Source organism: Thalassospira sp. SN3W (genome assembly GCF_038070535.1).
GTDB lineage: Bacteria > Pseudomonadota > Alphaproteobacteria > Rhodospirillales > Thalassospiraceae > Thalassospira > Thalassospira xiamenensis.
In genome coordinates, this window is record NZ_CP121124.1 from 865590 (window position 1) to 886809 (window position 21220).

A 21220-nucleotide genomic window follows, 5' to 3' on the forward strand; every position below is an offset into this window, starting at 1 on the left:
TCGGTTCAAATTAACGCAAATCGGCCGCCAGCCCCCGCAAAGTGGCCGCCGTTTGGGTGGCGGCTGGCAACAGGGTTTCGATGGCAAGTTCGGACAATGTGACTTCGACCGGAGTGCCAAAGACCGTGGTTGTGCTGACAAAACGCAATTCACCGGCGTCACTTTGCAAAACCAGCGGCACGACAAGCCCGGACAGATCCTCTGCCCCGTCAGCGGCACCGGGTTCGCCTGCATTTACGGGCGCACGGTAACGGCTGACCTCGTCATAAAGGCCGCGCAGTTTCACATCGGCCGTCACTGCAATCTGGCGACGCAATCGATCCAGCAAATGGTCGCGCCATTCGACGTAATTCACGACCCGAGGTGCAAGCCCGTTTGGATGCAGGCTCAGCCGCAGGATATTGACCGGCGGCCTAAGAAATTCCGGGTCAACCCCGCCAATCAACAGGAGCACAATCCGGTTTGCGGCCACCATGTTCCAGTGCCGATCCATTGCCAGCGCCGGATAAGGTTCATGTGCAGCCAATATCCGATCCACCGCCGCCCGGATTGCAGCCGACTGATCGGTGCCAAGATCATGTTCGGCATAGATGGGCGCAAATCCCCCGGCAATCAGCATCGCATTGCGTTCGCGCAGCGGCACATCAAGACATTCGGACAGATGCAAAACCATGTCGCGGCTGGGCCGGGCGCGACCGGTTTCAAGAAAGCTCAGATGCCGGGTCGATATGGCGGCCTCGCTTGCAAGGTCAAGCTGGCTCATACGACGCTGCTTGCGCCAGACCTTAAGCACATTGCCAAACGGATCGGGTTTTATCGCGCTCATCAGATCACCGTCATTATTGATGACGTAATCCTAACACCGATCAATTCGAACCAACATTACCTGTCAGGTAATCGTATTCTTTCCCACTTTTCGGCAAGGTTCGCGAACCACAATCAACCGAAAGGTAAAAAAGATGTCTATTGATGTGCCAAACAAAATGCTGAAAACCGTCCTGATGCTTGACGCGGTAGCCTGCCTTCTCTTCGGCCTGCTGCTGTGTATCGGCAATGCTTTCCTTGCGGGCCTGCTGGGCCTGCCTGCCGATTTGCTGCTTTATGCCGGGATCATCCTGTTTCCCTGTGCCGTTTTGATGTTTGCCACCGGATGGCAAGCCCGTCCAAATGGCTTTCTTGTCCGGTTGATCGTTGTGGGCAATCTGGGCTGGGTCCTTGCCAGTCTTGCGGTGCTGATCGCCCCGGTTGGCGTTCCTACAGCCATCGGATATGGCTTTGTCATCGTACAGGCACTGGGCGTTATGGGCATCGCGGCACTGGAATATCGCTTTGCAGCATCGCATTCCTTGTCGGTGGCATCCTGACGCCCCATGTCTTCTTTACGGTACAGAAGCATCATCAGGGGCCAGAATGACATTTCCGGCAAGATTATTTGCCCTATTGATACTCGTCGTCGGCATGGCCTTCGCGGTCCTGATGCCGGCGACGCAAAGCCATGCCGAAACCATTTATGTCGACGAAGCCAATCCGCCTTTTATGTATCGTGCCGGGGATGAGGCCGCGGGCATTTACCCGGCCCTGATCCGTGCGATTTTCAGACATGCCGGCATAAATGTCGATGTCGTTGCCGTCCCCTGGAAACGCGCCATTGAAAACCTTGATGCCAACAAGGGCGGTGTTGCCGGGATATACAAGAATCTTGAACGCCAGAAGAAATACGTCTTTTCCGAGCCGATCCATGTAGAACAGCTGATGCTGTATCAGCGCCAGAGCACATTCGACAATCCAACCGAGATTGATGACCTGCGCGGCCAAACCGTTGGTGTCATTCGCGGATGGAGCTACGGGGATCAGATTGATGATGCGCGCAAACGCGGCGTGTTTAGCGCATCCGAAGCCACCGGGGACGAACAGAATTTTCAGATGCTGGCACTTGGTCGGGTCGATACCGTCATCGCGATTGGCGAGGCAGGGGATGTCTGGGTCAAACGGCTGGGACTAAGCGACAAGGTCGTCCGCAGCAAAACCCCGATCCGGGAAAACCCGACCTATATCGTATTCAACCGTGCATCATCGACAATATCGACGGTGACGATGATCAATCGATCCATCGAAGAACTGCGCGAAAACGGCACCCTGCAACGCATCGCTCAAGAAGTTTTGCAGGGTGCCAGCAATTATTAGGCGAAAGTCGGGCGACCTAACGGAAGCTGATTTTCGGGAACAGGCTTTTCTTCGGTGCGGTTTTCGGTCCGACGCGTTCGTCAATTGCCGCGGCGATCTTGTCGGCAATCGCGGCATAGGCCTTGGAATGTTCACCTTCGGGATCGGTATGGATAATTGGTTTGCCTTCATCCGCACCCAGCCGGATTTTAAGGTCCAGCGGGATTTCACCAAGGAACGGGACCCCCAGTTCATCGGCGGCTTTGCGTGCGCCACCATGATCGAAGACATGGTCGACATGGCCGCATTCCGGGCATTTGTAATAGCTCATATTCTCGATCAGGCCAAGCACCGGCACATTAACCTTGCGGAACATATTAAGTCCCTTGCGCGCATCCAAAAGGGCAATGTCCTGCGGGGTGGAAACGATAACCGCCCCCGTGACCGGCACGCGTTGCGCCATCGAAAGCTGGATATCGCCGGTCCCCGGTGGCATGTCGACGACCAGAACATCGAGTTCGCCCCAATCGCTGTCGCGCAGAAGCTGTTCGAGCGCGCCCATCGCCATCGGTCCACGCCAGATCACCGGCTGTTCTTCATCGACCATAAACCCGATAGACATGATCCGGATGCCAAAGGCCGACGGCGGCACCATTTTGCCTTCCTTGTCGGAATGGGTTGGTTTGGCATCACGAAGGCCCATCATCCGTGGCAGGCTGGGCCCATAGATATCGGCATCGAGAAGACCGACCTTAAGCCCCTTGGCCGCCAGTGAAAGCGCCAGATTGACCGAAGTGGTGGATTTCCCCACCCCGCCCTTACCCGACGCAACCGTGACGATCGAACGGACACCCGTCATTTCGAGCGGCTTTTGCCCAGCACCTTGCGGACGTTGCCCTGCTTGCGGTGCGCCCTGTTGCGCCCCATGTGTATGATCATGAGAATGGGGATGCGAATGACCACCTTGAGCCGGGGCAGAAGCCCCTTTGGGACGCTCTGCGGTGAGGGCCACACGAGCTGTTGTGACCCCGTTCACATTGGCAACGGCACGTTCGGCCGCAAGGCGCAGATCTTCAAGAGAAGCCCCGCGTTGCGGGTCAACAGCGATTATGACGTTCACGGTTTCGTCATGAATATCAATGCCTTGTACCATACCCTTTTCAACGATAGTCTTGCCGTCAGCCGGATCGATAACACTTGAAAGGGCTTCAGTAATGCGTTCCCGGTTGGGCGAGGTCATATTGCAGTCTCCGAAAAATGGCTTAAGTCCGTGATCGTACAGAACCTGCAGGCGCGTATCGTTGTTTTGCAGGACAAGCTGTCATATAAGGCCTTAGGGCGTGGCCCCATTAATTACATGCAACTCTGCTTCGATAAAAGGATTGAGACGGTTCTTGACGCGCAAATAGGTCAGATGACCGCGATAAGCAAGTGAACAGGCATGTTATTGATGGGCTCATGTCCCAAGCTCGGTAAGCATAAATAAACACCGAACGGCAAGAAGAGGAAGACACTCGATGCCTTGGAATTCACAAGGGGGCGGCGGCCCCTGGGGTGGTGGCGGAAACAATGGCGGCGGCCGCAATCCGTGGGGACAGCGTCCTCAGGGTGGCGGCGGCGGCGGCGGTAACACGCCCCCCGATTTTGATGAAATGATTCGTAAAGGCCAGGAACGCTTGAAGCGGCTGTTCCCCGGTGGTGGTGGCTATAAGGGCTTTGTCCTGATCGGTATTGCCATAATCGGGTTGTGGCTTTTGACAGGCTTCTATCGCGTCCAGCCGGGTGAACAGGGTGTTACACTTCTGTTTGGCAAATGGGTTGGCACGACCGGTCCGGGTCTGAATTATTTCCTGCCCGCCCCGATTGGCGAAGTCATCAAGCCGAACGTCGAACGCACCAACCAGATTGAAATCGGTTACCGTGGCAATGGCACCGGCACCGGTGGTGCCCGTGATGTCCCGGAAGAAAGCCTGATGCTGACCGGTGATCAGAACATTATCGACATTGATTATGTCGTTCAGTGGCGTATCAGCGATGCGGGTGCCTACCTGTTCAATGTTCGCGATCCGGAAAACACCATCAAGCTTGCAGCTGAAAGTTCGATCCGCGAGGTCATCGGCAAAACCAGTCTGGAAGAAGCCCTGACGGTTGGTCGTGTACGCGTTGAAGAGCAGACACGCACCTTGCTGCAATCCATTATGGATGGCTATGAGTCGGGTATTTTCATTGCAGAAGTGAAAATGCAGAAGGTTGACCCGCCGCGTGATGTTATCGATGCGTTCAACGACGTGCAGCGTGCCCGTCAGGACCGTGATCGTTCACAGAACGAAGCACTGGCGTACCGCAATGACATCATCCCGCGTGCAAAGGGTGAAGCCGAACGGATGGTTCTTGAAGCCCGCGCGTACAAGGATCAGGTTGTGAAGAACGCCCAGGGTGAGGCCGAACGCTTTACCTCGGTCTATAATTCCTATCTGACCGCGAAGGATGTCACCACGCGTCGTCTGTATCTTGAAACCATGCAGGATGTTCTGAAGAACTCCAACAAGGTCATTCTTGATCAGAAGGGTGAAGGTGCCAATGGCGTCGTTCCTTACCTGCCATTGCCCGAAATCCAGAAACGCTCGAACGCAGGAGGCAACAACTAATGGCAAGTCCTAAACTTATTGCCACCGGCGTCGTTGTCGTCATCGCGGCCGTGGTTGCATCCATGTGCATGTTTACCGTCCGTCAGGACCAGCAGGCGCTGGTGCTTCAGTTCGGTAATCCGGTTCATGCGGTTTCCGAACCGGGTCTGCATTTCAAACTGCCGATCCAGAATGTGGAATATTACGAACGCCGCATTCTTGAACTTGATCCGCCGGTGCAGCAGGTTCTTCTGTCGGACCAGAAACGTGTCAATGTCGACAGTTTTGCCCGCTGGAGAATCGTTGATCCGCTGCAATTCCGTCAGCGCGCAACCAATGCAGCGAACTTTGTTCAGCTGTTTGGCCAGCGTCTGAACTCGGTCATTCGTGGCGAACTTGCACAGGCCCCGCTTGTCGCCCTGCTGTCGGACAACCGGTCGCAGATCATGGAGAAAATCCAGTCTACCCTGATCGAACCGGCCAAGGAATTCGGTGTCGAACTGATCGATGTCCGTATCGGTCGTACCGACCTTCCGCAGGAAACGTCGCAGGCGGTTTATAACCGTATGCGTTCTTCGCGTATCGCCGAAGCCGCACAGCTTCGCGCCGAGGGTGAAGAGCTGAAGGCGAAAATCCAGGCAGAAGCGGATCGTGAACGGGTTGGCATTCTGGCCGAAGCCCGCCGCCAGGCCGAAGTCCTGCGCGGTGAAGGCGATGGCGAGCGAAACATCGTTCTGGGTGAAGCCTATGGCAAGGATGCCGGTTTCTTCGAGTTCTATCGTTCGCTTGAAGCCTACCGCGAGGCCCTTTCGGATGGCTCGACGATGGTGATTTCACCAGATTCCGAGTTCTTCCAGTACTTTAATAACTCCACGCCTGGCGCAACGCGCTAGACAAACGGGTGCTGGACAAAGCACTAGGGCGACCGGCATAGTGTGCCGGTCGCCCTTTTTTGTTTGAAAATAATGTCCTGTTGATAGTTATATCGCACACAGGTTCATAGAAACGCCGGAACGTCCACGCCCATGAAGGAACTCGCCACAGCTATTCTCCTGGCCATCGCGCTGGAGGGAATGTTTTATTCGCTGTTCCCGGGCGGGGCGAAACGTGTGATGGAGCTAATGCAGGAAATCCCCGAATCCCAGCTTCGGATCGGTGGCCTTGTTGCCGCGATTGCCGCCATTGCTGCGATCTGGGGGATGCGGGTCTGGCTTTGAGGGCAAAGTTTCAAGGCATTTCGCGCATATTTGCGCCTTCTTGTGTGAAAACACAGAAAAACCAGAGCTCTTCCTTGATTTTTCTCAAGCCTGCCAAATTTCTGACAAACTCGGCGCTAACTTGGCTAGTTAAGCGGTGCATGAACTATCCAAAAGAACAGCATCGCGTGCTGCAAAAATTCAATACCGTGAACGCGGCAACGAACAGGATCAGACACATGCTAAAAGCATTATACAACCCGGCGCGAAGCAAATTTACGGCTGCGCTGGTGATTGTTCTTCTTGGCGTGACCAGCGTCTCGCAGATTGCGAACGCTCGCCCCGCTCCTGAAAGTTTCGCAGACCTGGCCGAAAAGCTTCTGCCCAGTGTGGTAAATATCTCGACCAGTCAGATGGTGGCCGAACGTCAGGGACCGGACTTCCAGTTCCCTCCCGGCTCGCCGTTTGAAGATCTTTTCAAGGACTTTATGGATCGCAACGGACAAGGCGGACAGGGTCAGGGCCAGACTCCGCAACAGCGCCGTGCGACCGCACTTGGTTCGGGCTTTATCATTTCGGCTGACGGTTACATCGTGACCAACAACCATGTGATCGATGGTGCCGACGAAATCACGGTGCGCCTGCATGATGGCGATACCCTTCCGGCAAAACTGATTGGCCGCGACCCGAAAACGGATGTCGCTCTTCTGAAAGTCGAACCGGAAGAAGACCTGCCCTTCGTCAATTGGGGTGACTCCGATCGTTCCCGCATTGGTGACTGGGCCATGGCGATCGGTAACCCGTTTGGCCTTGGTGGCACGGTGACAGCCGGGATCATTTCGGCACGCAACCGCGACATCAATCAGGGTCCGTATGACGATTTCATTCAGACGGATGCATCGATCAACCGGGGCAACTCGGGCGGGCCGCTGTTCAACCTTGATGGCGATGTCATCGGTATCAACAGTGCAATCTATTCGCCGTCGGGCGGTTCGGTTGGTATCGGCTTTGCAATTCCCTCGGCAATTGCACAGTCGGTTGTTGATCAGCTCAAGGAATATGGCCGGACCCGTCGTGGCTGGCTGGGTGTCCACATCCAGACCGTGACCGACGATATCGCAGACTCGGTCGGACTTGATAAATCGACCGGCGCGATGGTTGCCGGTGTATCCGATGATGGCCCGGCAAAAGCAGCTGGCATCAAACAGGGCGACGTCATCCTGTCGTTTGACGGCAAGGAAGTCGAAAGCATGCGCCGCCTGCCACGTATCGTTGCCGAAACCAAAATCGGCAAGGATGTCGATGTTGTGATCTGGCGTGACGGAGAAAAGAAAACCGTTCAGGTCGAACTTGGCGAACTTGAAGAAGACGTTGTCGCAACATCTGCGGAACCGGGCGAAGAACAGGCACCGGTCGCAATTGCCGAAGCCGAAATCAAGCCGCTGGGCATGAAGATTGCCAATGTCGATGATGAACTGCGCCGCCGCTATAACCTGGCCGAAGGCACCGAGGGTGTCATCGTGACCGAGGTTAATCGTGACAGCTATGCCGCCGAAAAGGGTGTTCGCCCGGGCGACATCATTATCGAGGCATCGCACAGCTCGGTTTCCTCGGTCGAGGAAGTTTCAGACGCGGTCAAAAAGGCAATGGATGATGACAAACGCACCATCCTGATGCTGATTGAAACCTCGGCGGGACCGCGTTACTTCGGCCTGACGCTGAATAAGGAAGATTAAGACCTTCGGGTTTTACTCTCCCAAAATCAAAGAGGGCGGCCTTTGCGGGCCGCCCTCTTTGCATTCCGGCTTATGATTGCCGCTATCAGCTCGAAAAATCGGATTGTGCATATCCTTGCAGATACAACAATGCGGTCAGATCACCATGATTGATGCAGATGCGCGCCTGTTCCTGAACCGATGGTTTGGCATGAAACGCCACACCGGTCCCGGCCAGTGAAATCATCTGAAGATCATTGGCACCATCGCCAACCGCAATGGCGTCCTCAACCCCGACACCCTGCTGGGCGGTCAGTTTTTCAAGCGCATCGACCTTTGACTGACGGTCAAGCACCGGTTTCTGAACCTTGCCCGTCAATGTGCCGTCTTTGGTGATCAGCACATTGGCCTGATCAAAATCAAAACCCAGTTCACGACGCACGGCACCGGTAAAGAAATCAAACCCGCCCGACACAAGGGCAGCGTAGGCACCATTGGCCTTCATGGTCGCCACCAACGTTTTGGCCCCGCCGGTATATTCAACGGTTTTCCATGCCTCGGCCAGCATGTCGGTCGACATGCCATCCAGCAGCCCGACCCGTTCATCAAGGGCGGCCTCGAAATCCAGTTCACCATTCATCGCACGCGCGGTTATCGCCGCAACCCGGTCCTTGACCCCGGCAAAGGCCGCCAGCTCATCAAGCGTTTCACCGGTGACCATGGTGCTGTCCATATCGGCAATCAGCAATTTCTTGCGGCGCGTTTTGGCAGTCTGGGTCACGGCATCGACCCCAAGAGCGGCATCGCGAAGAGCCGTATCGGCAATATCGAGGCTGAGCCCGCCAAAGCCGATATCACAGGCCTCACCCGCCGCCAGCCACGAAACATCCCCGACACGCGCCCCGGCCCCGGCCAGAACGGTTTTGGCGCGCGCGACAATATCTTCACCTAGCGCGTTCGAATTGGGGGCAGCGATCAGGGTCAGGACCAGATCCATGGATTGCGGGCTCCTTGACGGGACAAAGGTAAATCAGATTTTCGTCTTTATCCGTATTGCGACCGGCAAAGACAAGGAGTTTTCTTCACGCTATGGGTAAGCCCGGATTACTTTGCCGAAGAAGGGTGTGACCAGCCATCCGGTCCCACCAGCGTTGCAGGCGCGGAAAGCCATTCACAATTTCCTGCCCTTCCGGGGCCAACGTGAAATAGGCCATCATCGCGCCAAGATGCAGATCGGCATGACTGATCGTCGCCCCTGTCAGGAAATCCCCCTCGCGGGCAAGCTTATCAAGTGCTTCACAAACTTTTCGTGATGCGACTTTACCTTCGGCGATAACGTTTTCCTCAGGCTCCTCGCCCTCAGCCACCCGAAAGACGCGATGGGCAAAGAGCTGTCGCACCATGGGCCAGTATCCGTAGCTATCCGCAATTTGGATCATTTGCATCATCAGCGCCCGACTTTCGGGATCGGGTGGTGAAAGCAATACAGGAGGGGAAATTTCATCAAGATATCGCGCAATAGGTGCGGTTTCATACAGGACAAAATCACCATTACGGATCACCGGAACCCGACCAAAGGGGTGTAGATCAAGGTAAGCCAGATCAGGATTGTCGGAAAAGGGATCAATTTCGACATAGCGATACGCAATGTCCTTGGCGGCGAGTACCATTCTGACGATGCGCGTATAAACGCTATAATGATAGCCATACAAGATTACCGACATGCGTTTGTTCCCGCAAAGTCACAACGGTCGAAACATAACACGAGACCTTATCAGATATAGACTTGTTGCTACATTATTGAAAAACGCGCGCAGAAATTGTAGCATTGTTGCTACAATATTGGAGGCGAGCCATGGGTATCACAACAATCACGAGCCGTGATTTCAATCAGGACACGAGCGGAGCCAAAAAGGCATCCCGCAACGGGCCGGTCATGATCACGGACCGGGGCAAGCCATCGCATGTTTTGCTGTCGATTGAAGATTACCAGAAACTGACCGGGCAATTGCCGTCAATTGTTGATCTTCTTGCCATGCCAGCAGCAGGCGATATCGAGTTTGAGCCGCCGCGCATGCAGCCGATCACACGTCCGGTTGATTTTTCTTGATGTATATCCTTGATACGAATGTCATATCGGAATTGCGCAAAGCCGGTAACGGAAAAGCCGACGGAAATGTTGTTCGATGGGCGGATTCTGTCCCGACTGCCAGTCTTTATATTTCGGTCGTAACCATCTTGGAAATCGAGACCGGGATTTTGCAACTAGAACGTCGAGCTCCCGATCAGGGGGGCATATTGCGCGAATGGTTTGAAGCCCATGTCCTGTGCGCGTTTGAAAATCGCATTCTGTCAATAGATGAGACAGTTGTCCGACAATGTGCCCGGTTGCACGTTCCCGATCCGAAGTCAGAGCGGGATTCCCTAATCGCGGCAACCGGACTGGTACATGGCATGACGGTTGTGACGCGGAACATTCGTGATTTTGAACAGACAGGCGTGAAGCTGCTTGACCCGTGGCAGCCATAAAATCCCGATATAGAAACAAATTGATATGACACAGCCAAGCAGCACGATTCCCTTCCAACCCGTCCTTATCGTTGCCGGGCCAACAGCCAGCGGCAAGTCCGCCTTGGCCCTTGATCTGGCGGAGGCGTTTGACGGGGTGGTGATCAATGCCGACAGCATGCAGGTCTATAGGGAACTACGTGTGTTGAGTGCGCGGCCCGATGACCGCGAGATCGCGCGCGCGCCGCATCGGCTTTATGGCGTACTATCCGGGCGCGAGCCATGTTCGGCCGGGAAATGGCGCGACATGGCGATAGCGGAAATTGCCGACTGCCATGTAAACGGCAAGCTTCCGATCATTACCGGGGGTACGGGCATGTATCTGAATGCCCTGACCGAGGGGATCGCGCCGATTCCCGATATTCCTGCCGGGATTCGCGACCAGGTCACAGCCGAGCTTGAAAAAGACGGACATCAGGCCTTTTTTGAAGCATTTGCCAAACGCGATCCCGACACAGCCGCCACCCTTGATCCGTCAAACACCCAGCGCCTGATCCGCGCGGCCGAGGTTCTGGCGGGCACCGGGCGCGGGTTGGCAGCGTGGCATCATGAGCCGATGGTGACACCACCCGAAGGCATGGTTTTCAAAAAGCTGTGCTACATGCCGCCGCGCGACATTCTTTATGATCGCTGCAACCAGCGTTTTGATTTGATGATCGAACAGGGCGCGATTGAGGAAGTTCGCGGACTTTTGGCTGAAAACCTGCCGGAAACAGCGCCCGTGATGAAGGCCGTCGGTGTGCGCGAGATTGCAGCCTACCTTGCCGGCGAGATCGATCTTGAGACCGCCAAAGAGAAATCACAACGCGAAACCCGGCGTTATGCCAAGCGTCAATTAACGTGGTTTCGCCATCAGATGAGTGACAAGGAGATCATCGACACGCAATATTCGGAAAGTTTGGCAGACAAATTGCGTAATGATGTTCACCAATTTCTGTTGACCACGCCAAAGTGAGGCGATAGGTTGGCCCTTCCGCCGTCGAAATGGCGGAAAACCGCCGTTTCGGCGGATTTTTCAACTCCAGTTCAAGGGTAATTGGATCATGTATCAACCACGCGGTTATCACGCGACACGTTGTTGTCGCTAAGGAAGAGGCTCGAAAAACATGGCAGAACGTATTTTAAGCGGTTCGGAAGTAGTGTTGCAGGCCCTGGTAGATCAGGGTGTGGAAGTCGTGTTCGGCTATCCCGGCGGCGCCGTCCTACCGCTATATGACGAGATATTTAAGCAAAACAGGATTCGTCATATCCTAGTACGCCATGAACAGGCAGCCGTGCATGCCGCCGAAGGTTACGCACGTTCGACCGGAAAGGTCGGCGTTGTTCTGGTAACCAGTGGTCCGGGTGCAACGAACGCCGTTACCGGCCTTACCGACGCGTTGATGGATTCGATTCCCATTGTCTGCCTGACCGGGCAGGTTCCGACCCACCTGATCGGCAATGACGCCTTTCAGGAAGCCGACACCACCGGCATCACCCGCCCCTGCACCAAGCATAACTATCTGGTCAAGGATAGTGCCAAGCTTGCACGCACGATGCATGAAGCATTCCACGTTGCGTCAAGCGGCCGCCCGGGTCCGGTCGTGATCGACCTGCCGAAAGATATTCTGGTTGCCAAGGCACCGTATCTTGAACCGTCACAGGTTCAGCACCGCACCTATAACCCGGTTGTCAAAGGCGACCGTGGCCAGATCGAGGAAGCGCTGGAACTGCTGGCATCAGCGAAAAAGCCGATCCTGTATTGCGGTGGTGGCGTCATCAATTCCGGCAGCCAGGCCTGCAAGGTCCTGACGGAATTCACCCGTCTGACCGGCATTCCGATCACGCTGACGCTGATGGGGCTTGGTGCCTATCCGGCTTCGGATAAACAGTATCTTGGCATGCTGGGCATGCATGGTACGTACGAAGCGAACATGGCGATGCACGATTGCGATGTGATGATTGCGGTTGGTGCACGATTTGATGACCGCGTGACCGGCAACCTTGATTTCTTCTCGCCGGGTTCGCAGAAAATCCAGATCGATATTGATCAAAGCTCGATCAACAAAAACGTTCCGGTCGATATCGGGATTGTCGGCGATGTCGGTCATGTCCTTGAAGACATGATGAAAATCTGGAAAGCCAAACAGCACAAGATCGAAGCCAAGGCGCTTGATAGCTGGTGGGATGAGATCGAAGGCTGGCGGGGCAAGCATTGCCTGTCCTACAAGCAGCCCAAGGATATCATCAAGCCGCAGCATGTGATCCGTCGCGTTCATGCACTCACGCGTGATCGCAAGACATACATTACCACCGATGTCGGCCAGCACCAGATGTGGGCGGCCCAGCATTTTGGTTTTGAACATCCGCATGAATGGATGACGTCGGGCGGGCTTGGTACCATGGGTTATGGCATGCCTGCGGCCCTTGGCGTTCAGGTTGCCCACCCGGATGCCACCGTTGTCTGTTTTACCGGTGATGCATCGATTATGATGAATATTCAGGAATGCGCGACGCTGACCCAGTATCGCCTGCCGGTGAAAACCGTCATCCTGAACAACCGTTACATGGGCATGGTCCGCCAATGGCAGCAATTGCTGCACGGGTCGCGCTATTCGGAAAGTTACAGCGAATCCCTTCCGGATTTCGTGAAACTGTCCGAGGCATTCGGCTTTACCGGTCTTACCTGCAACAACCCGGCCGATCTGGACGATACACTTAAGCAGATGCTTGAGATTGATGGTCCGGTGATCCTTGATGTGGCTGTGGATGACAAGGAAAACTGCTATCCGATGATTCCGTCGGGCAAACCGCATAATGAAATGCTGCTTGGTGCGGAAACCACCGGTGACGAAGCCATTGATTCCGACGAAGGGATGGTTCTGGTCTGATCCGCGAAACCCGTTCGCGTCAAGACATCATCAAAACCAAAATCAAAGGCCGGGCCGGGCTGCACATTGAATGCGCCCGCCCGCGCCCTAGCGGAGCAAGACCCGTGAGAGAAACCGAAATTTCGAAACACACGATATCCGTTCTGGTGGATAACGAAGCAGGCGTTCTGGCCCGTGTCATCGGCCTGTTTTCCGGTCGTGGCTATAACATCGAAAGCCTGACCGTGGCAGAGGTTGACGCCAGTTCCCATCAGTCGCGCATCACTGTTGTCACCTCGGGTACGCCCATGGTGATCGAACAGATCAAGGCACAGCTTTCACGTCTGGTGCCGGTCCACAAGGTCAGCGATCTGACCCTTTCAGGACCGTGCGTTGAACGTGAACTTGCCCTGGTCAAGGTGATTGCATCGGGTGAAAAGCGCGTCGAGTCCCTGCGTATTGCCGATATCTTCAAGGCCCGCGCAGTCGATGCGACCAACAGTTCCTTCGTCTTCGAAATCATCGGAAGCCCGGAAAAAATTGACGCTTTCATCAAATTGATGGAGCCGTTGGGGCTTTCGGAAACTTCGCGCACGGGTGTCGCAGCAATTTCGCGCGGCACGCTGACGATGTGAGTTCGCCGGGGGTGCCTTGGCAGTCCCGCTTTAACAATTTGATCCATCCGCCACGCAAAGAAAAATCGCGTGGTCCAACGTCCAGAGGTATCGAAAGATGCGTGTTTATTACGACCGCGATGCAGATGTTAATCTGATCAAGACCAAAAAAGTTGCCATCATCGGTTACGGTTCGCAGGGCCATGCCCATGCACTGAACCTTCATGATTCGGGCGTTAAAGACGTTGTTGTCGGCCTTCGTGAAGGTTCCAGCTCGCGCAAGAAGGCTGAAAATGCCGGCCTGAAAACCATGACCCCGGCCGAAGCCGCCGCATGGGCAGATGTTGTCATGATCCTGACCCCGGATGAACATCAGGCTGCGATCTATGCCAACGAACTGCGCGACAACCTGAAAGACGGTGCCGCCCTTCTGTTCGCACACGGCCTTAACGTTCATTTCGGCCTGATCGAGCCGCGTGCTGATCTTGACGTCATGATGATCGCACCTAAAGGCCCGGGCCACACGGTTCGTTCCGAATACAAACGTGGCGGTGGTGTGCCTTGCCTCGTTGCCATCGAACAGAACGCTTCGGGCAACGCGCTTGAGCTTGCCCTTTCCTATGCATCGGCAATCGGTGGCGGCCGTTCGGGCGTGATCGAAACCACCTTCCGCGAAGAATGCGAAACCGACCTGTTCGGCGAACAGGCTGTTCTGTGTGGCGGCCTGACCCAGCTGATCAAATACGGTTTTGAGACCCTTACCGAAGCTGGTTATGCTCCGGAAATGGCCTATTTCGAATGCCTGCACGAAGTGAAACTGATCGTCGACCTGATGTATGAAGGCGGCATGGCCAACATGCGTTATTCGATCTCGAACACCGCAGAATACGGCGACTATGTCACCGGCCCGCGCGTGATCGACGCATCGGTCAAAGAACGCATGAAAGAAGTTCTTGCCGACATTCAGGAAGGCAAATTCGTTCGTGATTTCGTTCAGGAAATGCATTGCGGCCAGCCGATGTTCAAGGCAACCCGTCGCCTGAACGCCGAACACGAAATCGAAGAAGTTGGCACCAAACTGCGCGCGATGATGCCGTGGATTGCTGCCAACCAGCTCGTCGACAAAGAAAAGAACTAAGCTTTCCGCTTTGTTTTGCAAAACGGCCGTCCCGATGGGGCGGCCGTTTTTGTTTGTCCGCACACAACAGTCATGATGTGTTTGGGGTGGATTTTACAGGCCGATCCGCGTAATCCTGACCTTTAAAACTTTAACTCAACCATGAGCATTCTGAATGTCGGACTTTATCGATATCGCCCCGGAAGTCGCCGAAGCCCTTGCGGCAGGCAAGCCGGTTGTAGCCCTTGAATCCACCATCATCTCGCACGGGATGCCCTATCCGCAGAACCTTGAAACCGCGCAGGCGGTTGAGCAGGATGTGCGTGATAATGGCGCGATTCCGGCCACCATCGCGGTGATCGGCGGGCGTTGCAAAATCGGCCTGTCGCCGTCCGAACTGGAATATTTTGCCAAGGGCACCGACATTCTGAAACTGTCGCGCCGTGATATTCCTTATTGCATCGCCAAAAAACGCGATGGTGCCACAACCGTTTCAGCAACCATGATTCTGGCGGAAAAGGCCGGTATCAAGGTCTTTGCCACCGGCGGGATTGGCGGGGTTCACCGCGAACTGGCGGCAAGTTTCGATATCTCGGCCGATCTGACCGAACTTGGCAAAACCAGCGTTGCCGTCGTCTGCGCCGGTGCCAAGGCGATCCTTGATATTCCGATGACGCTTGAACATCTTGAAACGCTAGGTGTGCCGGTGATTGCATATGGCACCGATGAATTCCCGGCCTTCTATACCGTCAAGAGCGGCCAGAAAGCCCCGATCCGCCTCGACACCCCGGCCGAGATTGCAGAATTCCTGAAATCCAAATGGGACTTTGGTCTTGAAGGGGGTGCCGTGATCGGCAACCCGCCGCCTGCGGACAAGGCACTGGAGCTTGATGCAATCGAACATGCGATTGATAGCGCGCTGATCGAAGCCAAGGGCCTTAACATCCATGGTCGCGAAGTCACGCCCTTCCTTCTGGAACGCGTGACCCAACATACCAAGGGCAAAAGCCTTGAAGCCAATATTGCGCTGGTGCGCAACAATGCCGCCCTCGGCGCCAAAATCGCCGTTGCGCTGGCGGTTTAAGGCGCCCTGTTCCGGAAACATTGCAAACAGTAAAAAGCCCTTGATCCTGTCAGGGGCTTTTTCCTTGGAATTTTCGGAATCTGCGCTTAATCGACCTTGTCGTTGCCTCTGACATCCCCGCATTCACCATTCTCTTTTTCGCCCGTCGCATTTGCCGCCACAAGTGCTCGAATGATCGCCAGAACTGCAGGTGAATCCACATCCGACCCGCGGATGGACCGCTCGTAACGAGCGACATCGTTAGCAAGAAACTGTAAATTGGATAAAACAATATCGGTTGTCTGACGTGACAGATACAACCTGCCACCGTAATCGTTTGCCGCACGGCGCAATAAAGCCGTCATCGTCGATAGTTGTTCACTCAACATCTATTCTCTACGCGATTTATGATTTTAATTATCGACCCACAACTTATTATCGCTATTTTTCGCGTATTAACAACACCAAAATACACCAAATACGCGATAAATACGCAAAATTCGCGTAGATCCAATGCAGAACACTTCACAAATTTGCCTATTCGGAGTAGCCTCCGCGGTATTCCAAACATAGCAAGCAGGGCCGAATTATGAACTCCGATGCAATGACCGGACTGGGCCAGCGGATCGGGATTTGCGAGAAGATCGCAGGATCACGCAGTGCCCTTGCTGCAAAAACAGGTATTGCCGCGCGTACGCTCGAAAACTATAGCCACGGACGCAATGACCCGAAGGCGTCAGCATGTGTTGCCATCGCACAAGCCACTGGCGTGTCGATCGAATGGCTCATGACCGGTATTGGCTCCCCTGCCTTAGAGGCCCCCGAAAGCGAACGTAAAATCGTTTACAATATTGCCTATTTTCTTGCCCGCAAATCCAAGGCGGTCAAAGCGGACCCAGAGGAGTTTGCTGATTCATTTCTATCACTTTACGATTATTGCCGGGAGAAACAGCAATCGGGATCGGAAACGTTTGATGCGCAGGCATTTGAGAATGTCGTGGAATTTGCATCGAAGCGTTTTCAGAAGAATAGCGCCTGATCAATAGCTGCAACCGTTGTCGCAACCGGTTGCAATCATCGCAGACATAGCCGACTTCCGGCAATCGCTGACCTTCAATTACGCGGTCGCGTTTGACCTGACTGCGCCATCCCATTTGCGCATACCAGAAGCGTATCGGATTATCACGGAAAGCCCAAAGCACCGGAGGGGTCAGGCAACGTTCGATCAAAAAGTCAACCATGGTCAACATCATGATCGGTCCAGTTTCTCGACCACGATAGTCCGGTAGAACATAAGCAGCGTGCATTTCGCCTTTTCCGTCGATGTCCGGATCCTTATTGCGACAACAAAAACAAAACCCAACGACCTGTTGGCCCGATTCGATAACGAATAATCCATCGCTATCTTCGTGGGAGTCGAACCAATCCAGCCACTGCTGTTGACGATATTCTCGCGACCGACTGCGCAAAACGGCTTCGGGCATGAAGGCATATGTTTCACGCCAGCAGAAGGCATGAATCTGCGAAATCATTGAAACATCGTCGATTTTTGCAGCCCTGATTGAAATCATTGATTTTCCTCCAATGGATGATTGGAGGAAAATCATTGCACATCTTTCGCGTGTTGCGTTTTCCGTATAAAACTATTTTAAAGAAACAAGTGAAAACCATTACCGTCTTAAACGATAGTAACCGGATTTAATGCATGCTTGATGTCGATCTTCAGAAACGTCTTGATCAGGCTGCCTCTGGTGTTCGTAAAGAGAAGCCAGTCTTATCCAGAACTCAGTATATCGCGATTACGATTGCGGTTTCGCTGTTCATAACCACAGTTTGCATTACAACCTACGCACAGCTTAACAGCATTCCCCCCATGCCATCTGACGATCTGGGAAAACTTGCTGTCCTGGTCAGTGATGTGACTGAGTCGGTACCAGCTGATATCTGGGCGGCGATGGAAAATCATATCGGCAAGCCAGCGGAAAACTTCAGCGCTGATGATCAGGTTCGTGCAATTGCGTTCCTACTGGAACTGATCGAAAATCAGCCAAAGCCCACAATCAATATATGGTAACTACTGAACTTGTCACGACAACCGGATAATCGCGCAATCTACGCCACATTGTACGCGCCGGATAGGTATTAAGCTTTGTCTCGGTAATACCCGACAAACCGTTGCCAACCATTAAACTATCGAAGAAACCCGAACTCAGTTCCATTTGAGCAGGGCTGGTCATGACTGCAACACCATCCGTGGTGAAAGCTGAATAGAAGCACAAACGGCATGCGCGCTCTGCCGGAAGCCATGCATCAGGTGTCATTACCGCCACGAGAACTCCGATCGTTTTGCCCGATACCCCCCGCAACACGCGTGTTACAGGAATAAAGGGAACACCGGATTGCTGACCGGTTACCGGCGTCCCGATATTCAGGGCTTCGCTACCTGTAGCAATGGTCTGACTGAAATAATCGCGGCTCGACAAATCCAGATCTGCCGCAGGATAACGTGTCGTATCGAAACGCAAAATCCCCTTGGCATCAATAAACAAAAGAGCACGAACCGCAGAAACCTGTTCAGTAAACCGTTTCAAGCTGCCTTGCAGGACCACTGCGTTCATGTTGCCGTCATTTCGCAATAAGTCCGCTGAACGGCGCATCAGACCATCGGTCTGGTTCAATATGTTTTCGACATGGGTGGCCATCAGAAGAACGTTCTCTTCCAAAGAGATACTAGCCGGATTGGCGGAAGCCGTCCCAGGCAACCACATCAATCCGATCAGAATTACCAACCATCTATTCATCAAATCTCCGCACTGTTGATAGCAACAGCTATTCAAATTTGAACTTCCCGTAAATCAAACAACAGTGACGAGCTGCAGGCAACATCTAATATATGCTTCTAGGCACTTGTTTGATGGCGGTGAGCCGCATCAAGACGGGTATCATCAATCGGCTCGCCCCAGATATTCTTGCAGGGCAAAACCCCGGCCCAGACCGGCAGACTGTAATCCTCCTCGTCATCGACAGGATCACCGCTACGGACCTTGGCCGATACCTCGTTCAGGTCAAAACCAAGGAACATGGTGGCCTTGAGCTCCTGTTCACTGGGGTGACGGATCTGGTCCCAGCGGCCTTTGGACAACTTTTCAACAAACAGCCGGGAATGTTCCATTTTGCCTTCCGGGTCGGCCACGATTTCGCCCCTGCCGTAAATCACCACCGACCGATAGTTGGCCGAGTGATGGAATGCCGAACGCGCCATGACAAGACCATCCAGATGGGTGATGCACAGGCAGGCTTCCTCGCCATTGGCGATGGCGGCCAGAATGCGGTTCTTGGATGCACCATGGATATAAATCCGTTCGCCCACGCGCCAATGCGCGGTCGGGATCATCGACGGGCGACCATTCACAACGGTTCCGACATGGCAGATCAGGGCATCATCGATAATGCCATGCACAAGTTTACGGTCGTAACTGGCGCGTTTGGGGCCGCGCACGATTTTGGTTGATGGATGGATTTCATACTGGTCGGGAAGGTCGATGGTATCTGACATCTTCTTTTTACTCTGTAACTTCTGGTGGCATGAGGAGTTAAGGCCATCATCGACAGAATTGGACTTTATCACAGGTCCGTTATAAGAATTTTGACAGAACCAATTTTGCTGAACCTGATTTTCGATAGGCCACCATGCGCAGCGACTTTACCTGGATCTATCCCAGCCATGCAGCCACGGCAGGCGATGAGAACGGCGATGCGGCCTATCGTCGGCTTTATCTTGGCATCCGCCAGGCCATTCTGGACGGGCGACTGCATCCGGGTGAAAAGCTGCCTGCCAGCCGTGATCTGGCCAAAAGCCTTGGCATTTCGCGCAATACGGTGGTGACGAGTTTCGATCTGCTGGTGTCTGAAGGTTATCTTGAAACCCGGATCGGGGCCGGAAGTTTCGTTGCCAGTAGCCTGCCCGACCGGGAAATGACGGCAACCATCCTGCCCGCCTCGGCCGATCAGACCCGTAAATCCGCAAACCTTCCACGGCTTAGCCAAAGTGCGACCCGCATGCTGGCCTATGACCGGCGCTTTCCAAGGTTTCGCGTGGCGCGTCCGTTTAACCCGGCAACCCCCGATCTTGATGCCTTTCCATTTGATCTTTGGGCCCGGTTACTGCGCCGAAGCTGGCGGGCTCCCACCCTTGATCTGACCATGCCGGTTGATCCGCTGGGCATGCCTTCATTGCGGGACGAGGTTGCCAAATGGTTGCGGCAATCGCGCGGGGTCAAATGCGATGCCGATCAGGTGATGATTGTTTCCGGTGCGCAGCAGGCGCTCGACCTGATTGCGCGTGCGCTTGTTGATCCGGGTGACGTGATCGCGACCGAGGACCCGGGTTATGAAGGTATTCGCGGGGTCCTTGCCGCCAGTGGTGCGACGTTGCTTCCGATCCCGGTCGATACCGATGGATTGCAGGTCGACAGGCTTGATCAGGGGCCCCCGGCGCGCATTGTGGTCACGACGCCATCGCGCAATTATCCACTGGGCACGACATTGTCGCTTGCCCGTCGTCTTTCCCTTTTGGCATGGGCGGATGCCCATGATGCGTGGATCGTCGAAGACGATTATGACAGCGATTATCGCTATGACGGACCGCCGTTATCGTCCCTTCAGGGCTTGGACCGGCAAAATCGCGTGCTTTATGTCGGCACGTTTTCGCGCGTCCTGTTTCCCGGTATTCGGCTTGGATATCTGGTTTTGCCCCCTGCCCTGATCCCGGTATTTCGCGGGATGCGCGGATTTGCCGATGGTGTGCCCGCCCCCACCGCACAGGCAGCACTGGCCGCATTTTTTGCCGAGGGGCATTTTGGCGGCCATGTCCGCAAGATGCGGCTGAGTTATGGTGAGCGCCGGGCGCATCTGCGTGACCTGATCGAGACACGCGCCAGCGATATTTTGCAGGTCCTGCCATCGGATGGGGGATTGCATCTTTGCACGCGCCTTATCGGTGACCAGGACGATGTGGAATTGCAGGACCAGATGGTCAAGGCGCAGCTCGACTGCCGGGCGCTTTCATCCTACTATCATGATAAATCGACACAAAATCGCGGCAACCTGCCCCACGGACTGGTGCTTGGATTTGCCGGATGGAAAAAGAATGTGATTTCGCAAAGTTTCGATGAACTGATCAATCTGGTCCGCCGTACATGATGATGTACCCCGAGCCAGAGAGAGCGCATCGACATCCCTCTATGCTGTCACAGTCGATGTGCTCTCTCACCCTTTTGCCCCCTCCCTCCCCCAAGGTACGAGTTCC

Annotated in this window: 23 protein-coding genes; 15 read left to right on the top strand and 8 right to left on the bottom strand. The window is 54.5% G+C overall.

The window, feature by feature from the left end; all coding sequences use genetic code 11:
* Window positions 1-10: 10 nt before the first annotated feature.
* On the bottom strand, window positions 11-826 hold the full coding sequence (locus P8T57_RS03780; RefSeq protein WP_341364638.1) for a helix-turn-helix transcriptional regulator: 816 nt from the start codon (window positions 824-826) through the stop codon (window positions 11-13).
* A gap of 133 nt (window positions 827-959) precedes the next feature.
* Between P8T57_RS03780 and P8T57_RS03785 the strand changes: the two genes are divergently transcribed.
* Entirely contained in the window at window positions 960-1364 is a 405-nt protein-coding gene (locus P8T57_RS03785; protein ID WP_341364639.1) for a hypothetical protein, read from the top strand.
* Window positions 1365-1410: 46 nt separating this feature from the next.
* The gene (locus P8T57_RS03790) at window positions 1411-2184 is read left to right on the top strand and encodes a transporter substrate-binding domain-containing protein (protein ID WP_341364640.1); all 774 of its coding nucleotides are present in this window, start codon (window positions 1411-1413) and stop codon (window positions 2182-2184) included.
* Window positions 2185-2200: 16 nt separating this feature from the next.
* On the opposite strand, the gene P8T57_RS03795 is transcribed toward P8T57_RS03790, so the two are convergent.
* Window positions 2201-3403, bottom strand: coding sequence for an Mrp/NBP35 family ATP-binding protein (locus P8T57_RS03795; protein ID WP_114094798.1), 1203 nt, complete (start codon window positions 3401-3403; stop codon window positions 2201-2203).
* Between the two features lie 277 nt (window positions 3404-3680).
* Here P8T57_RS03795 and hflK point away from each other — a divergent pair, with 277 nt between their 5' ends.
* The 4 genes from hflK to P8T57_RS03815 all read left to right on the top strand — a co-directional run bounded on the left by hflK (window position 3681) and on the right by P8T57_RS03815 (window position 7722).
* Entirely contained in the window at window positions 3681-4811 is a 1131-nt protein-coding gene (hflK, locus tag P8T57_RS03800; protein WP_007092037.1) for an FtsH protease activity modulator HflK, read from the top strand.
* Window positions 4811-5683 (top strand): protease modulator HflC, encoded by an 873-nt coding sequence (locus tag P8T57_RS03805; protein ID WP_341364641.1) that lies wholly within the window; start codon window positions 4811-4813, stop codon window positions 5681-5683. Before hflK ends, P8T57_RS03805 begins: the two co-directional genes overlap by 1 nt.
* A 132-nt stretch (window positions 5684-5815) precedes the next feature.
* The gene (locus P8T57_RS03810) at window positions 5816-6007 is read left to right on the top strand and encodes a DUF2065 domain-containing protein (protein WP_007092039.1); all 192 of its coding nucleotides are present in this window, start codon (window positions 5816-5818) and stop codon (window positions 6005-6007) included.
* A 218-nt stretch (window positions 6008-6225) separates the two neighbouring features.
* Entirely contained in the window at window positions 6226-7722 is a 1497-nt protein-coding gene (locus tag P8T57_RS03815; RefSeq protein WP_341364642.1) for a DegQ family serine endoprotease, read from the top strand.
* A gap of 85 nt (window positions 7723-7807) precedes the next feature.
* Here P8T57_RS03815 and serB read toward each other — a convergent pair whose 3' ends face one another.
* Together serB and P8T57_RS03825 are read right to left on the bottom strand one after the other, a co-directional pair.
* Window positions 7808-8698 carry a phosphoserine phosphatase SerB gene (gene serB / locus P8T57_RS03820; protein ID WP_341364643.1) on the bottom strand — a complete coding sequence of 297 codons (891 nt, stop codon included), beginning with the start codon at window positions 8696-8698 and terminating at the stop codon, window positions 7808-7810.
* 85 nt (window positions 8699-8783) lie between these two features.
* Window positions 8784-9425 (bottom strand): glutathione S-transferase family protein, encoded by a 642-nt coding sequence (locus tag P8T57_RS03825; protein ID WP_341364644.1) that lies wholly within the window; start codon window positions 9423-9425, stop codon window positions 8784-8786.
* Window positions 9426-9556: 131 nt separating this feature from the next.
* Between P8T57_RS03825 and P8T57_RS03830 the strand changes: the two genes are divergently transcribed.
* The 7 genes from P8T57_RS03830 (at window position 9557) to P8T57_RS03860 (ending at window position 15933) form a co-directional block, all read left to right on the top strand.
* On the top strand, window positions 9557-9811 hold the full coding sequence (locus P8T57_RS03830; RefSeq protein WP_341364645.1) for a type II toxin-antitoxin system Phd/YefM family antitoxin: 255 nt from the start codon (window positions 9557-9559) through the stop codon (window positions 9809-9811).
* A complete protein-coding gene (locus P8T57_RS03835; RefSeq protein WP_007092044.1) occupies window positions 9811-10230 on the top strand; it encodes a type II toxin-antitoxin system VapC family toxin in 420 nt (139 codons plus the stop codon). The genes P8T57_RS03830 and P8T57_RS03835 overlap by 1 nt, the downstream gene beginning before the upstream one ends.
* Before the next feature lie 25 nt (window positions 10231-10255).
* Complete coding sequence (gene miaA, locus P8T57_RS03840; protein ID WP_341364646.1) at window positions 10256-11224, top strand: tRNA (adenosine(37)-N6)-dimethylallyltransferase MiaA; 969 nt, start codon at window positions 10256-10258, stop codon at window positions 11222-11224.
* Between the two features lie 151 nt (window positions 11225-11375).
* Window positions 11376-13139, top strand: coding sequence for an acetolactate synthase 3 large subunit (locus P8T57_RS03845; RefSeq protein ID WP_341364647.1), 1764 nt, complete (start codon window positions 11376-11378; stop codon window positions 13137-13139).
* Between the two features lie 104 nt (window positions 13140-13243).
* Window positions 13244-13753, top strand: a complete 510-nt coding sequence (ilvN, locus tag P8T57_RS03850; RefSeq protein ID WP_007092047.1) for an acetolactate synthase small subunit — start codon at window positions 13244-13246, stop codon at window positions 13751-13753.
* Between the two features lie 97 nt (window positions 13754-13850).
* Window positions 13851-14870: a ketol-acid reductoisomerase gene (gene ilvC / locus P8T57_RS03855; RefSeq protein ID WP_007092048.1), complete on the top strand. Its 1020-nt coding sequence runs from the start codon at window positions 13851-13853 to the stop codon at window positions 14868-14870.
* 154 nt (window positions 14871-15024) lie between these two features.
* Window positions 15025-15933 carry a pseudouridine-5'-phosphate glycosidase gene (locus P8T57_RS03860; protein WP_341364648.1) on the top strand — a complete coding sequence of 303 codons (909 nt, stop codon included), beginning with the start codon at window positions 15025-15027 and terminating at the stop codon, window positions 15931-15933.
* An 86-nt stretch (window positions 15934-16019) separates the two neighbouring features.
* On the opposite strand, the gene P8T57_RS03865 is transcribed toward P8T57_RS03860, so the two are convergent.
* Window positions 16020-16301 carry a hypothetical protein gene (locus P8T57_RS03865; protein WP_317339787.1) on the bottom strand — a complete coding sequence of 94 codons (282 nt, stop codon included), beginning with the start codon at window positions 16299-16301 and terminating at the stop codon, window positions 16020-16022.
* 495 nt (window positions 16302-16796) lie between these two features.
* Window positions 16797-17483, bottom strand: coding sequence for a GNAT family N-acetyltransferase (locus P8T57_RS03870; RefSeq protein ID WP_341364649.1), 687 nt, complete (start codon window positions 17481-17483; stop codon window positions 16797-16799).
* A 134-nt stretch (window positions 17484-17617) separates the two neighbouring features.
* Here P8T57_RS03870 and P8T57_RS03875 point away from each other — a divergent pair, with 134 nt between their 5' ends.
* Window positions 17618-17986: a hypothetical protein gene (locus P8T57_RS03875; RefSeq protein ID WP_341364650.1), complete on the top strand. Its 369-nt coding sequence runs from the start codon at window positions 17618-17620 to the stop codon at window positions 17984-17986.
* On the opposite strand, the gene P8T57_RS03880 is transcribed toward P8T57_RS03875, so the two are convergent.
* Window positions 17973-18713 (bottom strand): hypothetical protein, encoded by a 741-nt coding sequence (locus P8T57_RS03880; RefSeq protein WP_341364651.1) that lies wholly within the window; start codon window positions 18711-18713, stop codon window positions 17973-17975. The two genes, P8T57_RS03875 and P8T57_RS03880, sit on opposite strands and share 14 nt — an antisense overlap.
* A gap of 98 nt (window positions 18714-18811) precedes the next feature.
* The gene (locus P8T57_RS03885) at window positions 18812-19468 is read right to left on the bottom strand and encodes a pyridoxamine 5'-phosphate oxidase family protein (RefSeq protein ID WP_341364652.1); all 657 of its coding nucleotides are present in this window, start codon (window positions 19466-19468) and stop codon (window positions 18812-18814) included.
* A 134-nt stretch (window positions 19469-19602) separates the two neighbouring features.
* Between P8T57_RS03885 and P8T57_RS03890 the strand changes: the two genes are divergently transcribed.
* Window positions 19603-21114, top strand: a complete 1512-nt coding sequence (locus P8T57_RS03890; protein ID WP_341364653.1) for a PLP-dependent aminotransferase family protein — start codon at window positions 19603-19605, stop codon at window positions 21112-21114.
* Window positions 21115-21220 lie beyond the last annotated feature (106 nt).